The following is a 16,057-nucleotide window of genomic DNA, read 5'->3' on the forward strand; positions in this document are numbered from 1 at the left end:
TTGAGACAGTAGACGACATATTAGAGCATTACGGCAAGGGAGGCGATAACCAGGAGGTGAAAAAGGATGAATCTGACGGATCGCAGGGTGTTCCTGGAGCTGGCAAAGATAGCGAAGGAAAAGGGCGTACTGACACCCACACTGCTGAGGGTATACCTCAAGAACATGGTAATAGCCTATAAAAGAGAAAAAGCCGCCGAGGCAACGGCAGCTCTACTTATAAAAACAATTACGGAAATTATAGCATTAGAATGGAGGGTTAGCAATGGTAACTATATACCGTTATGTACCGAAACACAAAGATGGACATTTCATCAACATATACTCGGAACCAGTAGCAGAATTCATGAAAGCCGCAAAGTTTCATGATGAAGAAGAATTGGCATTTTTCCTAACAGGTCGATTCGGTCCTGATGATCCACAGAACTTTCGTGCTTTTCCCATACAAATAACCTATGAACCGGGGGTGGGACCAGATGGACCAGAAGGAGATAACGAAGGCCCTACAAGCTCCATTTCCACCAGACGAGGTTGAATGGCGTGTGGATCGTGGACAGAAAACCTCAAATGGGAACTTTGTATTTGTCCTTGTATACGTAACGAACAGAGCCATTATGAATCGACTTGATGAAATATTTGGTCCTGCAGGCTGGAAAAATGAATTTAAAGAATGGAAGCAAGGAAGCCAGCTTTGTGGCATATCAGTGAAAATTGGCGATGAATGGATAACCAAATGGGACGGGTCAGACGACAGCAATATGGACGCTGTTAAAGGTGGATTGTCAGGTGCTATGAAGCGCGCAGCTGTACAGTGGGGCATAGGCCGCTACTTGTACAAGCTTGATCAAAATAGAATACCTCTAAAAGAACGTGGTGAGCATTATGCCAACGTTAAAGTGAAGTCATCTGGAAGAGATGAATATATCAAAGGCTATTGGGATACTCCAACACTTCCGGAATGGGCATTACCTGAGGGGTTTGCTGCTTCTGGGAAACCTCAAAATCCTATAGTTCAATCTGTAGTTCAGGATGAAACAGAGCCGCCAACAACTAATAATTCATCACCTAACAACGAAAGTAAAACACCAACTAGCATGCTTATTAGTGAAGCTCAAGTTAAATACAGTCACCGTATTAAAAATGAAAAAAAGATATCAGAGGAAGATTTCAGGCTGATGATCAAACAGGTTAGTTCGGGAAAGGAGAGCATTAAGGATCTAACCAAAAAAGAAGCCAGCACCTTAATTAATCAGCTTAATGACTATCCAACAGGAGCGTGATGATATGAACAAATATGACCGCGATAAAGACCCGTTTTATGACAACGGCGGCCCCTTACCCGAGCCCATTGACGGACCATTTTAGGAGGTAGCTATGGCACTAGCGAAACGCAAGAAACCTATACAAGAGTGGCGCCGGAGTATTCTGGCCCATCACCAGTCACGTCCATCCCGGGCAGATCGAGCTGAGTTTCCACCAGAAGTTGTTAAGAAACTGATTGAGGAAACAGATGGGTTATGCCAGTGCAACTGCGGACGAAATGCAACACAAACTCACCACGTAATGCCAAGAGGTCGGAGCGGACGTGGTGTTAAAACCAATGCCATGCGTGTCTGCGATGCTTGTCATGACCGTATCCAGACAAACGAGGAAGAGCTCCAAGGGTGGATATCAACATACTCTTTGATTTACGGGCCTAGATTCTGGTTCGATGAGCAAGATTGGGAAGAGTACAACCGCAAGCAGGCAGCACAGGAGCGTTTAGAAGCCCAAAAGCAGGAGCGGTTTGAATCTATAAAGCCGATCATGGAATTGCTCGTTACAGCAGCAGGACGCTCATTAAAAACCAAAGAAATTCGATTGCTAGAATCTATGGATACTAAGCAAATGAGCGTACTTACCGTCATGATATCCGATGCTCTGAACAATTACAGTAGACCATCACCATCTTATGGTTACGGAGAGCGTTTTGAGGATTAAATATATAGCCCCCAAGGGCAGAGAGGACATAACAATGGATAAAGTGAAATTGACGAAGGCACAGGCGTGGCATTTGGAAAACTTGAGAGAAAATTATAGTAAACGCGATATTGTGGCGATCGCTATAAACGATCCGGGAAGTACAGCACACGTAAAAGGAGGTATCAATTCAATAGATCACGATACCTTGATTCGTGCTTTATATATCGGCTATGAAATTGAACTGACAGTAGAAGAAAAATTGCTACAACAGTACGAAATGCACATTTCCTCTGGCGACAGAAAGTATCGCGGCATAGCAATAGGCATAAGAATGGCAGCTGAAATCGCGGGCATAAAAGTTCCTGGCATGTACGCATAGCCCCATAGGGGATAAGAAGGAGGGAACAGCCCTCCATAAGGGGGATACACCCCCTACTACCTAATCAAGGGAGAGATAACACACTTGAAAACACCCAAGCATTTAAATTATAGGGTTTGTTATGACAAAACAGGCGAAAAAAGATATGGATTATACAAATACTGCGATTGTGCAGATTGCAAAAACAGAATGTTGAAAAGGGAACCCGTCAACTGGGTGTCGGCCACCACAAAAGAGATTTCAAAAGTGGATGATGTGGCTGAGTTTTTAAAAAAGTGGACGTGCGACACCGGGTGGAGATACGTAGGAGTAGTTTTTTTAAAGTTTTAATATATCCGGCTGTGCTATTGGCTGTACTGAACTTATAAATTCGGGATGAGGCATAACAGCCTCTTACCCTAATCTCAACACAAATATCAAAGGAGCGATATAGAAATGGAAAACGTGAAATTGTCTGAACTGCCAAATGAAACAATGTTGAGCTATGAGGATTCTAAGTGCACACTTACGCCAAATCAACTACGTGAACAAGCAAAAGAGGACGGAGACCTGCTGCTGCACACATGGTATGTCGCTAAGGAACATCGCTGGCATCCGGACGCAAAGGCTATGCTCCGTCAGTACATCGAAACACAGTATGACGAAATGTACGAAGATTGGGATGACAGGGCGTTTGATTTCTTAAAGCAAGAACATTATGACCGGATTCAGGCTGTGCTTAACGAGGCATTCAGCAGCGACCACGCAACAAAATACTGGATGTTAGACGGTCCAGAAGTAATTATCGACACACTGGATCAACCGAGCGCTTAAACAGGGGCCTTCTGGCCTCTTACCCTATACCCCTATATATAAGGAGACGATGAAATGAGCGGTCAAAACATTGAAATAAGTAAAGAACATGCACGGAAATTGGGATTTGTCATGGAGAAAATTGCAGATGCTGGCATAGATATCACAAGAAATGAAGCTGCTGAACACTGCATTGATTGGGCGCATGAGTTGGTCACTAGAAAAGGTTTCAAGGTAAGAGCAAAATAAATCCCCCTATATAAGGAGCGATAAGCATGAGAGATATTAAATTCCGTGGTAAAAAGATCAATTACGGCGAATGGATTTATGGTGTGCCTGTATTTGATGGTGATAAAGCTTGGATCGTAAAACGAATCGGTGACAATTTTAGCGCAGATGAAGTGCATCCCGAATCAGTAGGGCAATACACCGGACGCACGGACAAGAACGGCGAGGAGATTTATGGCGGTCACTTGGTGGCTCGGGTACGCAGCGTACGGACTGGTACCACACGACGGAGAGTGGGCAGAACCTACAACGAATACGCCGATTATTCTGAAATATTGGTAGTCGGTGAAGTTCGATTTGGGACACCTGAAAAGTATCCGATGGACGGGGCTGTATCATGGTACGTCCACACTGATCAAAGCACTTCATATCCTTCATATTTTTGGGGAGCTGGCAAGGCAAGTGATAAACCATATCACGCCACCAACAACCTATCTGAGTTTTTAGATCCTAAATGCAGTTATGAAATTGTTGGGAGTATCCACGATAACCCGGAGCTGCTACAGCCCCAAGGAGGCGGTAAAGGTGAGTGAACGGATAATTAATTTACCGGATGGTCTGCAACCTATGTCAGAAGAAGATTTGAAAACTATTTGGAACAAAGCCGACTATGCTCGGGGTGAAGAAGCTCATATGAGTAATGATGTGTTTGATTTGGTCAACGCTCTTGATGCCGCCTATGCACAAATAGACTCACTCCAGCAGCAGGTAAATAGCTTGAATGAGGAAAGCCTATCAAACTTCCGAACGGCCGCCGAGAGGGGCAAGCAGCTTGCAGAGAGGGACCGCAAAATAGCCTGGCTTACTAACGAGTTAGGGGAGTAACCACCAATACAATACGCTACAGGCGTGGAAGGATGATAGATATGTTGGAGATGACAGACCAAGAGCTTAACCGAGCGATTGGTGAGTTGATGGGGTATAGCATAAAAAAAACGAACACAACAAAGGTTTACTACAGGCTGGTTGACCCAACTGGACAGTTAATAGGAAAGTCATGTGCATATGAGCCTGGTGTATGGAGTCTGTACGGGCCAAAGTATTGCAACGATCCTGCCGCCTCTTTGGAGGCACAGGCGGCGGCAATAGACAAAGATGCTGAACTGTACATTACTCACATGAATCATGTCCTGTGGGGAGAATGCATTAATTTGCAATATAAACATGCTGCACGAATAACGAACGCTACACCAAGACAGAGGGCAGAAGCAGCTTATATGACATTATCCAGTCAGGATTAAAACAATACAAGATAGGATGATAGATATGGGCGATATTTTAGACAATCTTGCTTTTCAGCCAGGTGACAAAGTAAAGCTTACCGACTGGCATGAATTTTCGTGGTATTGGGATGGGATGGATATGGACGAACATCATACAGTGACATTGGCGCCTGAAACGATACTTGAAATTTATTCATCTGGACAAACCGGACTCATTCCACCGTTTTACACTTTTGAAATGTCACATCCACAGCATGGAGACATATCCATTGATTTTGATGCAAAAGAGGCTATAGAGATTTTTGAGTTGCACGAAAAAACCGAGGATTAAACCAATACAGGGGATTGACAAAAGCTTCTTGCAACTATCTCACTAAAATAATGTGTATTTTGCAACCGGGTTGTATACAGGGTGTCGGTCACACGGCACCCGATCATATCGTTTATTTGCACGTAATGATAGAAAGGAGCAGGGATATGAAACCTGAAACAGTAGGAGACAGAATAAGCACTAAGCGCATGCATTTTTTTCGCTTGGAAGAATTGGAAGAAAGGTATATACCACAGATTATGTGTAACGGAAAGCTAACCTATGTCGCGGACAAAACATCGAAAAGCGGCCTGAAAGAGTGTGTTACAAGGGCGGAAGCACAAAAAATAGCAAGAGAAACAAGGGATCGAGCAAAGAAAAAACTTGCCGCTAGGGAGGAACAACAATGACAGATAAACCACGTAACTGGCAAGAGGATATTAAACTGTGTCAGAAGGCTACAAGAGGCCCATGGATGGAATTTGTAGATAGTGATGGTCATTGCATAGGAACGGTAGATATTCACCCACAACTCAAAGCTCATGCGCCTGTGGTGACGTTGGCAACGTCTGCGCGTGGCAAGTCAATCTATATATCACAGAACGATTCTGATTTTATCATAGCAGCCCGTGAAGCCCTTCCTTACTGGCTCCAACAAGCTCAAAAGGAGAAAAAACGCGCTGACTCGGCAGAGGCTGATTTCCAAACCGCGAGCGCCAATTATGATGAGTTGAAGAAGGAAAGAGACTTTTGGGAGAACAAGAGGACAGAACATAAGAACCGCGCAGATCGGGCTGAATCCCTTATACAACAAAAGGATACAGAGATCGCTGTATTAAAACGTCTGGCTGAATTTTGGGAATCGCAATGTAGCGACGCTATTACGCATGCGACCGAAACGGAAGAACGCTTGAACGTAAAAATAGCCAACCTCACAGCTCTCCTGCAAGATAAAGGAGACAAGCTATGACCATAGCTGATTGGATGATGGCTCACCCTTGGATGGCATTTTGGATGTGGATTTTCTTCTGTGTATGTACAACCTATTGGGGGAAAAGTCGATGATAAGAGCCTATACCTCTATATTAATAGCATTACTGTTATATGTGGGTGTAGTCAGTATAGATAGGTATATGTTGATTGAGCATATCGAGCCGAACACTTTGAGCATAGGGAGAGTTGACCATGAGTGACGCTATACGCCCAGCTCATTACTCTTTCGGTGGCATTGAACCAATTGACTTCATGCATGCGAAAATGTCTCCTGTGGCTTATAGAGGCTTTCTAGCAGGCAACGTAATTAAATATATTTCTCGCTATGAGCATAAGAATGGATTGGAAGATTTGAAGAAGGCGAGATATTACCTTGATCGTCTCATAAAAGACTCGGAGGAAAGTAAAGATGGCAGTAAACAACGATTACACACTACTGAAAATTGACCTCGCCTATGCTGTAGAGAAGCGAGACGAGGCCGATAGATATGGTAATTATGCGGATGTAATGCACTACGAATGGCAGATAGACCGCATTAAGCAAAAGATGGATCGGTTAGAGCAATTTCAATCCACGCACTCCATACAGAGTGCGACAAGAGGGGCTTAGTCCTCGTCTGGTACATGTTCCAGTATGTCACCAGGCTGGCATCCAAAGAAGGTACATAGGGCGTCAAGCGTAGCATAGTCGATGCCCTTACCTTCATCGTTATAAAGCTTTGCCAACGTTTTACGTGTGATGCCAGTTTCTTTCTCTAACAAAACAAAGTTCTTCACCTTATGTTCACCCATTAAAACGGACAATTTATTACGGATCACGTGATCACCTACACACTTATTATTTAATTCTATCATATGCAGTTCATGTGATAAGTAAACAGTATAGACCAAAATGGGTAATATAGTACCCATAATGAGTAGAATAGAGTATACTAGAATCAACAAGAACAAATGAGAGGGATGATGAAATGGTTCGCTATTACTATCACGAATGGACAAACGAGGAAGAAAGAATTCTTACCGATATCATGACTACTGGCAGGCAGCAACGAATGAAAGTGGACGAGCTATTTGTCCAAGCTGCTGCTGAACTTGAGAGAACCAAGGCGTCTGTAAGAAACCACTGGTACAAAATGAACAGCGATCAAAGTCAAGCGGTTTAGGTGGTGATTTTATGGCCTTCATCGGTATTGACCGGGACATAAGAAATCATTGGATTTATAAAGATCCGGAATACTTCAAAGTTTGGTTTGAAATGCTGTGTTGCGCCAGGTATGCGAGAGAGCCAAAGACAGATTTTCAGGATGGTGAAGTATACACGCTGAACTACGGGGAATTTATGTTTGGTCGGATTAAGTGGAGCGGTCGGTTAAACGTGGGAGAACAGAGAATTAGAACTCTTATAAAAAAGCTAATTAAAGAAGAAATGATCGAGTTAGTTTCAAAACATAGATACTTCTCGATCTACAAAGTTATAAATTACGAAAAATTTAACCACCAGAATAACCAGCAGGAAAACCATACAGGGCAAGGGATTCAAGGTGATGCTAACCAGCAGACTAACCATCTGCTAACCACCTGCCAACCATCTGCTAACCATCTGCTAACCACAAAAGAACAAAGTAATAACAAAGATAACAATGTAAACAAAGATATAAAAGATATAAAAGATATATATGAATTTTGGAATTCTCTTGAGATTATCAAACATCGGGAACTAACTCAGAAAATTAAATCTAGTATAAACGCCCGACTAGAGAATATGACCGTTGATGAAATAAGAGAGGCTATTGGCAATTACAACACTATTATTACAAGCGAACTTTATTGGTATACGTACAAATTCACTTTGGACAAGTTTATGAATCCCAAAAACATAGATCAGTTTCTATCTGAGAATAAACCATTTGAAACATTCAGAAAGCAAAAAGGAGGCGGTAATGGTGGAGGCTATAAAGAAAAGTCTCAAGGCATTCGATCTGGAGGAGATAAAAAGGAGAGCCCTTATGCTTTCCTCAATGTCAACAGTCCAAGAACAGGAGCAGCCCCACTTATCGACGACCCTAGCATCTTCTGAGTACCAATGCTCAATATGCAAGGATCAAGAAGGTGATTTCTACTTTGACGATGATGGAAATTCATTTTGGCGAGATTGTGAATGCGTAAAAAGAAGGAGGGCTGAGCGCTTAATGTCTGCCAGCCAGATAACAGAGGAATTTAGAAGTAAGACCTTTAGAGCATTTGAAAAGGAAGGTAATTCAGAAGTAGATGCAGCATATGACTATGCATTTGAGTACACGAAGAACTTTAAGGACATTCGAAAAAAACGCCAAAACAGCATTGCTTTGCTGGGACAGCCTGGATGTGGAAAAACTCACCTTCTTATGGCAGTGTCAAACAATTTGATATCTAAAGGAGTAGAGGTGATTTACTTTCCTTGGGTGGAAGGTTGGACAGAGATTAGCGAGGATTTCAAACTTATGCCGGAACGTGTACGGCGTTTACAACGTGCAGAGGTACTTTTCATTGATGATGTATATAAAGGACGAGATGAGCCTACCAAAACGCAGAGAGAACAATTTTTCGCCATCATTAATTATAGATACATGGAAAATCTGCCTATACTCATCAGTTCAGAAAAAGATATTGCTGAAATGTGTGAGTATGACGAAGGCGTGGGCAGCAGGATCAATGAAATGTGTAAGGACTATAAAGCCATCATAAAAAAAGACATGAATCTTAATAAGAGACTCCAATAAGAAGGGAAGAAGATAGGATGGAAAGGCTGATTACGACCATCGTATGCACCTTTCGGCTTTTCAAGCAGCCTCGAAAAATCGGTGAAACTTTCAAGCCGAATGATACGGGTGATCCTGTGCTTGTGATCGGTATTGAAAAATATGAATTGCGAGGGGAACGATTAGTAGTTTGGTACACATGCCAGCGACTCAATCACGAGGCGCCAAAGCATTCTAATTACAAACGACCTGCCTATAATGCTGTCGAAGGCGAGGTTAAGGCGAAGTATGATGAGCCTGATCTGGAAAAGTATCAGCCGGGAAAAACCGTGTGGATTCGTGAACAACTATACAAAATCCAAGAGTATACGGAGATTGCCCTTAAAGGAACTGATTTGGTTATATCGTTCATGGCTAGGCCTATTTATCCAGTGAGTCAAAAAGAAGTGAAGGAAAAACTGTTCGGAGAGCGCCGTAAAAAGCTGAAAGTATTATAGCTACCCAAGGAGAGGGGATAGAGGAATGAAAGTAAAAGAGTTAATTGAAAAGCTACAGACAATGAACCCTGAAGCAGAGATTTCGGTTATAACGCTTGGTAACCGCAATGAGCCTGAATACACATCCGAACCTAAAGTGACGTCGAACAAAAATATGTTTGGTGAAACGGTCTGGATTCAATAATATAGCCCCTAAAGGGCAAGGAGAGGAATAAGGGATATGAAACTATCTGTATTAATCGAAAAGTTGATAGATGCTGCTGGTACTAATGGTGATGTAGAAGTATGGCTCTACACAGGAGACGATGGCACAACCAATACTTTTGAGGTGGTTTCTGACGAGAGCGGAGAACTCGTGCTAGAAGCTACGCAATTAAACTACTAATCGGAGGTCTAAACCATGGATAAGAAGATACAAGAGATACGAGAAGCACATGCCAAGGAAGAAAATTTTTTATTGAAATATCCAACCAGCAGCACGCGGAAGGCTCATGAATATATTGGCTACCTCCTACAACAGATAGAGATTAAGGATAAGGCACTAGAGTTTTATGCGGACGGTGATAACTACAATAAAACCCCGTACTCTACACTTCTTAAAGAGGGTGGAGAACATGCCCGTGCAGCTTTGAAAGGAGATGATACAAATGAGTAGACCCATCAAATTTAGAGCGTGGAATAAGCAGAAAAACATTATGTGTTACGACAACGAGGATGATTCGGCTGACTATTGGGACGGATTGTTTGCGAGCGATGTCGGATTGATAAACGCTCGTCTTGGAATGGACAACAAGTATGAATACATGCAATATACCGGACTAAAAGACCGTAACGGTCAGGAAATTTATGAGGGCGACATATGTACTGCAGAAGAAATGTTAATCCCTCTATCAGGCACACGGACAGGCGTTGTGAAATTTATAGACGGTTCATACGTGCTTGAAGACTTGGATGGAAAGGACGGAGATTATCTGTTCAGCGAATCGGCTGAGGTCACGGTAATTGGAAACATCTATGAAACCCCATTGGAGGATACCCCATGAATCCAACAGACGAATACAACTATTTAGACGAGGACTTAGAGGGATCACTCCGGATTGCTTTGGAAGAATTGCAATGGGAAGCAGAAAGGGAGAGAGAAGCATGATGAAAAAGCATTATCGTACAGGTGGATCTATACGGGAGCAGGCACAGCCGATCAAGACAAGCAAGTTACCCAAGGCATCAGACGACCTCATAGAAAGCCTGTACAAGCCATTACACCCGAGGGATACCCAATATATTCTGTTTCAGGATGAACAGGGCGTAGCGCGCTCCAAGATTGCTAAGAAGCTGGGTATATCGAAAGCCAGAGTAATCCATGAAATTATACTCCTTCAAGAAATGTCTACAAGAGAAAGGAATAAGTACCGCAAGTATGAAGAGGATGAATCAGCATGAGGGCTAATAAGTATGGAGCCCAGCAGACAGTATTAAACGGGATAACCTTTGACAGCAAGATGGAATCACAGTATTACACGCAGCTCAATCTCATGGAGCGAGCTGGCTTGATATCTGATTTAGAGTTGCAGCCAGAGTTTGAATTGATACCAGCATTCAAGAAGATGGGCAGGACGATCAGGGCAACGAAGTACCGAGCAGACTTTAAGTACAAGGAGCACGGTAAAACCGTAGTGGTAGACGTGAAAGGGGTGAAGACCAAGGACTTTAACATAAAGCGAAAACTATTTGACTCCAAGTACCCGGACATTGAGCTCAAGTTGATCACTTACAAAAATGGAGGGTGGGAAGAGATATGACACGTCCACAACTAAAAGCAAAGGCACGTAGACGGGAGAAGCGTGAATTCTTGAAAAAGGTATACGGGGATTTCTGGCAAGAGTTCTATTATGCAAATACACGTTTTGATGATAATGGAAAGTTGCTAGGAGATGGAACTTTGCTAGGGGGTAAGGTTCGATGATAGCATGTTGGATCAACCACAAAGACGGATATACCCTTATGGACGATCTAGGTACTCGTGTAGGCGTGATAAAGGTAATGGATAACCGAATACTAGGTCGCAAGTTAAAAGGTCTCTACGAGCCTGCTACGTGGTTTAAAATGGATGGTCATAGATTCATAGGCAAACCACCGGATAAGGTTGGAGCCTAAACATGGACTTATTAGCAGCGTTATTGATATATGCAATTGTGATGGTCGCCATTCGCAAGTATTTGAGATAGTCAAACCTTACATGCATACGAAATGTTGTGTAATAGTGCGAAAAATGTACTATAACGGCACTATATATGGTATAATCATAGTATAGAGATGAAAATAATCGGATTGAGGTGTATGTAGTGGAAAATCAGGAAAATGTGCAAGTACAAACGCAAGAAACGGACGTAATTACAACTGAACCACGTTATTTTTTGGATGGCATTTCATTCGACAACGGCGACGTGAATATCAGAACTCTTTTCGACAGTGATGCAGCTTATCAAGTAGCTAAGTTTGCTATTGAAACAAAGGTAACTACGCTGACCACCAATTACGCTACAAGAATTGATGAACTCCAAAAAGAGTATGAAGAGCAGATTGCTAAGCTCATCTCTGAAAACAACGAAATATCTGATAAATTGGCGCAGTCCAAAACGGAATTGAGCAATGCCAAGCTAGAGATTGAGGACATTTCAGCTAAACGTGATGCAGCCGCTGCGGAATTGGCTTCTGCCAAAGCAGAGATTGAGCGGTTGAACGATCATGTGACGGAAATTGCGATTGGGGCCAAAGCAGCAACAAAGGTGGTCGATACCAACCTTAATACTAATTTGGCAGAAGCTATGGAAAAGCTGAAAAGTACACGTCCAGCTATTTATGATGTTCAACCTCTGGATAACCGCGGAGCGAACTATAAAGCGAAACTAGCTGAAACCGATGAAGAAATCACCTTTAACTATCTGGAAAAAGGCAAATTCCGGGAGGTGACCGCTGAAGAAGCGGATCAGTTTCGAAGAGCAGCCGAGGAATCAAAACGTGCTAATGAGGATCTGGCACAACCTGGGGAGAGTGTGGACACGGCAGGAACAGTAGTAGAATTGCCGTCACAGTTTCAAACCGAAGAAGACACAGCCGACGGAGTGGTTAAAGGGAACGTTAGTGAGTCGGTGGCAGGACAGACAGTTACGCGGGAAGAGTTTGAAGAACTCAAAAGACGCGTAGTTATTGTGGAGAAAATGGTGAAAAGACCAGAGGAGGTAGCCTAACGGCTGCCTTTTCCTAAAAGAAGGGTAACCATGCTTAAACGTGATAAAAGCGTGATACAGCATTATCGGCTTAATCATCCGGGAATAGATCAGCCATACTCGGTGATGATTGATTTAAAAGACGAAGAGGCAATAGGTTCATTGCTGGTCTACTTCGATTTCGATAGAAAAGGTTGGAGTATAGGACGTTGGACAAGGCCATCGTTCCATCTATACGAGGAGTACAAACTGCATGAAGGGTACAGAGAAGTAGCTTTTGTGCCATTAGTAGAGTTGAAGGAGGGATATTGATGGACAAGGACAGGGTAACTGAGTTGTTGAAAGACTTTAGATCTTATGAGTATGCAGAAAGAATGTGTGGATTATCTTCTAGCCATGGCGAGTTGGTGCCAAATACAGCAAATTTATCGACTAATCGTTTGATTAGGCATGGATCTCTTGACGGTCTGAGGTATGCACGTATTGTAAGTATGGTTAAAGGAGCAGTCAGCGAGGTTCTAAGCGACGACCAGCAAATGGTCATAAATGAAAAGTATCTGAACAGAAACACATTAACATTGCATGAGATTGCTACAAAGATGCATAAAGACCCCAGTACTATTTCACGCCTGCATACCGAGTCTATACGTAAATTATCTATCGCCCTCGAACCATTGAGCGAGGATGAAATGGAGATTACAAACTTTGATCACATGTTTGATCCAACGTGGATATTCAGGGAGCCTGCATGATTTACGCATTTTTTTGCACGCAAAACCATGTGAGAACCTGCTAAGATAGTAGTATAGGAAATATGCGATGGGCAACGGTAGCTATTTGCGCAGTCGCTGTCCACGCTGTTTCTTCACAATAGCCGGTAGGTCCAAAACGGGCGCGGATGGTAACGGGGACACAAGAATGGTTGACTTGCGCCAATCAAAAGGCAAGCTATAGCATCCGCAAAATGATATCTGTACAGAGAGGGTAACGGGTAACCGTTGCTCTTTTTGTTTTTGCCGAAGGCCATCGAGTCGAACGAAATACTTAGCGAAGCGGAGGCCGTATAGAGGGTTTTCCTATAAGGAGGGATATACAACGAATGAATATTAGTCTGGATGAATTTTGTAAAGAAAGAATCATAAAAAAAGAAACCTATGTTAATGAGATGAAAATGTTTGCTGATTCTTTAAAAGCATTTGGCAGAAACAACTTTCCGTATGCCCCATCTCGGTATCATGATGAGGAAGAGAAGAAGCAGTTAAATAAGCATCCCGTAATCTAAACCCGAAACACCGAGGGGTGACGGTAAAGTAAGGTACACGGGAGAAAGTAGGCAACATGATTCTATTACTATGTATAGGCATCTGTTACATCGCAGTAAGCTATATGTTTGATCTAAGGGAATTCCCATGGTACATGAGGATAGCCATTAGGATAGGTTGGTTACCGGGATGTATAGCGTTGATGATGGCGCTACAGTGTTACAGTTGGTTCGGAGAGAGGAGGTAGACACATGGCAGAGCTGAGACCGCAAATTATGCTATTTGTGACGGAGTACATCAAGAATGGTGGCAACGGTACAGCCGCCGCAATAGCAGCTGGTTACTCTGAAAAGTCGGCATATAGCCAAGCAAGTAGACTGCTGAAAAGTGTTGAAGTTCAACAGTATCTTAACAATACTCAACAAAGTATTAACAAGGACTTGCGTTTAATGTTTGCAGACGATGCTGTTAAGGCTTACGAAGTGATGTTGGAGATCATGAATGACAAGACTGCACAACACAGAGATAGGCTGTCAGCGGCTAAAGATTTGTTAGACCGCGCAGGATACAAAGCAACTGATAAGATAGTTGCAGATGTTAACAGTGAAGGCACCGTTACGGTGGTATTTGATGCAGGTATGTCGCCATGACAACGCTCAGGATACCTTATAAGCCTCAACCAAGACAGCAGAAGTATCACCAAGCCACAGGGGTAGATGAACTGTTATATGGTGGTGCAGCAGGTGGAGGTAAGTCAGAAGCTACGATATGGGACGCGCTTAAGTATGCTTTGGAGTATCCGGGTAGCAGACAGATTATCTTTAGACGTACATTCCCTGACTTGCAGCGGTCGATTATCATGCGTACATTGCAGGTGTATCCGAAAGAGCTATGTAAGTACAATCAGTCAAAGCATGAATGGATATTCCTTAATGGCTCAATTGTCGAGCTAGCTCACTGGGACAATGACAGCGACTTTATGAAATACCAAGGTGCTGAGTACGATCAGATACGTTGGGAAGAGTTAACGCAGTTTGAGGAACGATGGTACACATATATGCTTTCACGTCTACGGGGTAGTAAGCCTTATCCTAGAAGCGTAAAAAGCACAACCAACCCAGGGGGCATAGGTCACTCGTGGGTTAAACGTCGTTTCATTGATATTGGTGTACCTGAGGTAATACATGAAATGCCGGAGCTTGACGACAACGGTAATCCACTACATTGGCCGGAGGGAATGGCGAACGCTGGGGAGCCTATAATTCGTAAGCGAATATTCATTCCGGCGAATGTATTTGATAACAAAGCGTTAGTTGATAATGACCCCGGATATGTAGCGCGGCTGATGTCGTTGCCTGACAATGAGCGGAAACAGTTGCTTGAAGGTGACTGGGACACATTCGCAGGGCAATACTTTGGTGAGTTTAGCCGGGCTATACACGTTGTAGAACCGTTTGATATACCGACGTCTTGGAAGAAGTTCAGGGCGATGGATGAAGGCTACAATGACCCTTTTGTATGTCTATGGATAGCACTAGACCCCAAGGGTACGGCATATCTTTACCGCGAGTTTGTGAAAAGCAAGCTACTGACAAGCGAACAGGTTGAAATGGTGAGACTGAACAGCCCTATTACAGAGCATTATGAATACTCGGTAGCTGATACATCCTTTTGGAATAAATCCAAAATGGAGGATGTTACGCCAGCCGAGATATTTGCGCGTTTCCAAGTACCTTTAATTCAAGCTAAGAAAGAACGTGTTAACGGATGGAAACGGGTGAGGGAATGGCTACATGTAAAGGATGTACTGGATCATGTGACAGGCAAGATGTACAAAGACGCCGACCTAAAGATATTCAACACTTGTCTCCATGCGATTGAGTCTATCCCGGCGATGGTTCACGATGCTAGACATGTGGAAGATGCAGCAGCCCATCCACTTGACCACGTGCCTGATGCATTGCGTTACTGGTGCATGAGCAGACCACAGAATGATGTACAGGAAAAGCCGTGGTCAGCAATGCCAGACGGAAGCTATAAGGTGAGATTTGATGAAGATGATGACGACGAACATAACCCATTTGGGGGAAACGAAACATTCTGGTGAGGTGAGACAATGACAGACATACAGTTTATAGCTGGTGTATTTACAGTAGGCATGTGTGCTGCTGGTGTGCTTATATACCGCATTACAAGGGTGCAACAAGACACGATAAAGGACTTGACCAACAAGCTGATGGCTAAGGACTATGGCGAGTATAAGCTGTATCAGCAGCCTGTAAACGAGGAAACAGCGAAGCCCAAACGCAAACGTATGAGCTATTGGGATGATGGGGGCGAAACAGAAGAGGAAGTTCAATAAGTCGCGATGGCGGCTTTTTATTTT

34 protein-coding genes are annotated in these 16,057 nt (G+C 43.2%); 33 read left to right on the top strand and 1 reads right to left on the bottom strand.

Annotation, left to right across the window (positions count from 1 at the left end; translation table 11 throughout):
- Positions 1-66 precede the first annotated feature (66 nt).
- From ACUUJN_RS10875 to ACUUJN_RS10940, 14 genes are all read left to right on the top strand, one after another.
- On the top strand, positions 67-369 hold the full coding sequence (locus tag ACUUJN_RS10875; protein ID WP_484669583.1) for a hypothetical protein: 303 nt from the start codon (positions 67-69) through the stop codon (positions 367-369).
- A gap of 107 nt (positions 370-476) precedes the next feature.
- Entirely contained in the window at positions 477-1,280 is an 804-nt protein-coding gene (locus ACUUJN_RS10880; RefSeq protein WP_484669584.1) for a Rad52/Rad22 family DNA repair protein, read from the top strand.
- 94 nt (positions 1,281-1,374) lie between these two features.
- A complete protein-coding gene (locus ACUUJN_RS10885; RefSeq protein ID WP_484669585.1) occupies positions 1,375-1,980 on the top strand; it encodes an HNH endonuclease in 606 nt (201 codons plus the stop codon).
- A gap of 34 nt (positions 1,981-2,014) precedes the next feature.
- Positions 2,015-2,341, top strand: coding sequence for a hypothetical protein (locus tag ACUUJN_RS10890; protein WP_484669586.1), 327 nt, complete (start codon positions 2,015-2,017; stop codon positions 2,339-2,341).
- Between the two features lie 435 nt (positions 2,342-2,776).
- Positions 2,777-3,154, top strand: coding sequence for a hypothetical protein (locus ACUUJN_RS10895; protein WP_484669587.1), 378 nt, complete (start codon positions 2,777-2,779; stop codon positions 3,152-3,154).
- A 54-nt stretch (positions 3,155-3,208) separates the two neighbouring features.
- Entirely contained in the window at positions 3,209-3,382 is a 174-nt protein-coding gene (locus ACUUJN_RS10900; protein ID WP_484669588.1) for a hypothetical protein, read from the top strand.
- Between the two features lie 26 nt (positions 3,383-3,408).
- Complete coding sequence (locus ACUUJN_RS10905; protein ID WP_484669589.1) at positions 3,409-3,954, top strand: YopX family protein; 546 nt, start codon at positions 3,409-3,411, stop codon at positions 3,952-3,954.
- Positions 3,947-4,246 carry a hypothetical protein gene (locus ACUUJN_RS10910; protein ID WP_484669590.1) on the top strand — a complete coding sequence of 100 codons (300 nt, stop codon included), beginning with the start codon at positions 3,947-3,949 and terminating at the stop codon, positions 4,244-4,246. Before ACUUJN_RS10905 ends, ACUUJN_RS10910 begins: the two co-directional genes overlap by 8 nt.
- 41 nt (positions 4,247-4,287) lie before the next feature.
- Positions 4,288-4,662: a hypothetical protein gene (locus ACUUJN_RS10915; RefSeq protein WP_484669591.1), complete on the top strand. Its 375-nt coding sequence runs from the start codon at positions 4,288-4,290 to the stop codon at positions 4,660-4,662.
- A 25-nt stretch (positions 4,663-4,687) separates the two neighbouring features.
- Positions 4,688-4,975, top strand: coding sequence for a hypothetical protein (locus tag ACUUJN_RS10920; RefSeq protein ID WP_484669592.1), 288 nt, complete (start codon positions 4,688-4,690; stop codon positions 4,973-4,975).
- Positions 4,976-5,121: 146 nt separating this feature from the next.
- A complete protein-coding gene (locus ACUUJN_RS10925) occupies positions 5,122-5,364 on the top strand; it encodes a hypothetical protein (protein WP_484669593.1) in 243 nt (80 codons plus the stop codon).
- Positions 5,361-5,924 carry a hypothetical protein gene (locus tag ACUUJN_RS10930; RefSeq protein WP_484669594.1) on the top strand — a complete coding sequence of 188 codons (564 nt, stop codon included), beginning with the start codon at positions 5,361-5,363 and terminating at the stop codon, positions 5,922-5,924. The genes ACUUJN_RS10925 and ACUUJN_RS10930 overlap by 4 nt, the downstream gene beginning before the upstream one ends.
- Before the next feature lie 215 nt (positions 5,925-6,139).
- Positions 6,140-6,394, top strand: a complete 255-nt coding sequence (locus ACUUJN_RS10935; protein WP_318626908.1) for a DUF3310 domain-containing protein — start codon at positions 6,140-6,142, stop codon at positions 6,392-6,394.
- Positions 6,357-6,557 (top strand): hypothetical protein, encoded by a 201-nt coding sequence (locus ACUUJN_RS10940; protein ID WP_484669595.1) that lies wholly within the window; start codon positions 6,357-6,359, stop codon positions 6,555-6,557. The genes ACUUJN_RS10935 and ACUUJN_RS10940 overlap by 38 nt, the downstream gene beginning before the upstream one ends.
- Here the strand turns inward: ACUUJN_RS10940 and ACUUJN_RS10945 are convergent.
- Positions 6,554-6,766, bottom strand: coding sequence for a helix-turn-helix domain-containing protein (locus tag ACUUJN_RS10945; protein WP_174820743.1), 213 nt, complete (start codon positions 6,764-6,766; stop codon positions 6,554-6,556). The two genes, ACUUJN_RS10940 and ACUUJN_RS10945, sit on opposite strands and share 4 nt — an antisense overlap.
- A 149-nt stretch (positions 6,767-6,915) precedes the next feature.
- On the opposite strand from ACUUJN_RS10945, the gene ACUUJN_RS10950 reads away from it, so the two are divergent.
- The 19 genes from ACUUJN_RS10950 (at position 6,916) to ACUUJN_RS11040 (ending at position 16,033) form a co-directional block, all read left to right on the top strand.
- Positions 6,916-7,110 (top strand): hypothetical protein, encoded by a 195-nt coding sequence (locus ACUUJN_RS10950; protein ID WP_165178480.1) that lies wholly within the window; start codon positions 6,916-6,918, stop codon positions 7,108-7,110.
- An 11-nt stretch (positions 7,111-7,121) separates the two neighbouring features.
- The gene (locus ACUUJN_RS10955; protein WP_484669596.1) at positions 7,122-8,024 is read left to right on the top strand and encodes a hypothetical protein; all 903 of its coding nucleotides are present in this window, start codon (positions 7,122-7,124) and stop codon (positions 8,022-8,024) included.
- Entirely contained in the window at positions 7,966-8,706 is a 741-nt protein-coding gene (locus ACUUJN_RS10960) for a DnaA ATPase domain-containing protein (RefSeq protein ID WP_484669744.1), read from the top strand. Before ACUUJN_RS10955 ends, ACUUJN_RS10960 begins: the two co-directional genes overlap by 59 nt.
- 17 nt (positions 8,707-8,723) lie before the next feature.
- Positions 8,724-9,182, top strand: a complete 459-nt coding sequence (locus ACUUJN_RS10965) for a hypothetical protein (RefSeq protein WP_484669597.1) — start codon at positions 8,724-8,726, stop codon at positions 9,180-9,182.
- 25 nt (positions 9,183-9,207) lie between these two features.
- Positions 9,208-9,366, top strand: a complete 159-nt coding sequence (locus ACUUJN_RS10970; protein WP_484669598.1) for a hypothetical protein — start codon at positions 9,208-9,210, stop codon at positions 9,364-9,366.
- 36 nt (positions 9,367-9,402) lie between these two features.
- The gene (locus ACUUJN_RS10975) at positions 9,403-9,567 is read left to right on the top strand and encodes a hypothetical protein (protein WP_484669599.1); all 165 of its coding nucleotides are present in this window, start codon (positions 9,403-9,405) and stop codon (positions 9,565-9,567) included.
- A gap of 15 nt (positions 9,568-9,582) precedes the next feature.
- Complete coding sequence (locus tag ACUUJN_RS10980) at positions 9,583-9,837, top strand: hypothetical protein (protein ID WP_484669600.1); 255 nt, start codon at positions 9,583-9,585, stop codon at positions 9,835-9,837.
- Positions 9,830-10,225: a YopX family protein gene (locus tag ACUUJN_RS10985; RefSeq protein WP_484669601.1), complete on the top strand. Its 396-nt coding sequence runs from the start codon at positions 9,830-9,832 to the stop codon at positions 10,223-10,225. The genes ACUUJN_RS10980 and ACUUJN_RS10985 overlap by 8 nt, the downstream gene beginning before the upstream one ends.
- Before the next feature lie 100 nt (positions 10,226-10,325).
- Positions 10,326-10,622, top strand: a complete 297-nt coding sequence (locus ACUUJN_RS10990; protein WP_484669602.1) for a hypothetical protein — start codon at positions 10,326-10,328, stop codon at positions 10,620-10,622.
- On the top strand, positions 10,619-10,981 hold the full coding sequence (locus tag ACUUJN_RS10995) for a DUF1064 domain-containing protein (protein WP_484669603.1): 363 nt from the start codon (positions 10,619-10,621) through the stop codon (positions 10,979-10,981). Before ACUUJN_RS10990 ends, ACUUJN_RS10995 begins: the two co-directional genes overlap by 4 nt.
- A complete protein-coding gene (locus ACUUJN_RS11000) occupies positions 10,978-11,145 on the top strand; it encodes a hypothetical protein (RefSeq protein WP_484669604.1) in 168 nt (55 codons plus the stop codon). Before ACUUJN_RS10995 ends, ACUUJN_RS11000 begins: the two co-directional genes overlap by 4 nt.
- Entirely contained in the window at positions 11,142-11,336 is a 195-nt protein-coding gene (locus tag ACUUJN_RS11005; protein ID WP_484669605.1) for a hypothetical protein, read from the top strand. The genes ACUUJN_RS11000 and ACUUJN_RS11005 overlap by 4 nt, the downstream gene beginning before the upstream one ends.
- A 188-nt stretch (positions 11,337-11,524) precedes the next feature.
- Complete coding sequence (locus ACUUJN_RS11010) at positions 11,525-12,430, top strand: hypothetical protein (RefSeq protein ID WP_484669606.1); 906 nt, start codon at positions 11,525-11,527, stop codon at positions 12,428-12,430.
- 30 nt (positions 12,431-12,460) lie between these two features.
- A complete protein-coding gene (locus tag ACUUJN_RS11015; RefSeq protein WP_484669607.1) occupies positions 12,461-12,721 on the top strand; it encodes a hypothetical protein in 261 nt (86 codons plus the stop codon).
- Positions 12,721-13,161, top strand: coding sequence for a hypothetical protein (locus ACUUJN_RS11020; protein ID WP_484669608.1), 441 nt, complete (start codon positions 12,721-12,723; stop codon positions 13,159-13,161). Before ACUUJN_RS11015 ends, ACUUJN_RS11020 begins: the two co-directional genes overlap by 1 nt.
- 347 nt (positions 13,162-13,508) lie before the next feature.
- Positions 13,509-13,691, top strand: a complete 183-nt coding sequence (locus ACUUJN_RS11025; RefSeq protein WP_484669609.1) for a hypothetical protein — start codon at positions 13,509-13,511, stop codon at positions 13,689-13,691.
- A gap of 231 nt (positions 13,692-13,922) precedes the next feature.
- A complete protein-coding gene (locus ACUUJN_RS11030) occupies positions 13,923-14,321 on the top strand; it encodes a terminase small subunit (RefSeq protein WP_484669610.1) in 399 nt (132 codons plus the stop codon).
- The gene (locus ACUUJN_RS11035; RefSeq protein WP_484669611.1) at positions 14,318-15,778 is read left to right on the top strand and encodes a phage terminase large subunit; all 1,461 of its coding nucleotides are present in this window, start codon (positions 14,318-14,320) and stop codon (positions 15,776-15,778) included. Before ACUUJN_RS11030 ends, ACUUJN_RS11035 begins: the two co-directional genes overlap by 4 nt.
- A gap of 9 nt (positions 15,779-15,787) precedes the next feature.
- Complete coding sequence (locus ACUUJN_RS11040; RefSeq protein WP_484669612.1) at positions 15,788-16,033, top strand: hypothetical protein; 246 nt, start codon at positions 15,788-15,790, stop codon at positions 16,031-16,033.
- Positions 16,034-16,057: the final 24 nt, after the last annotated feature.

This window comes from Paenibacillus sp. LRG-1 (assembly GCF_057220305.1).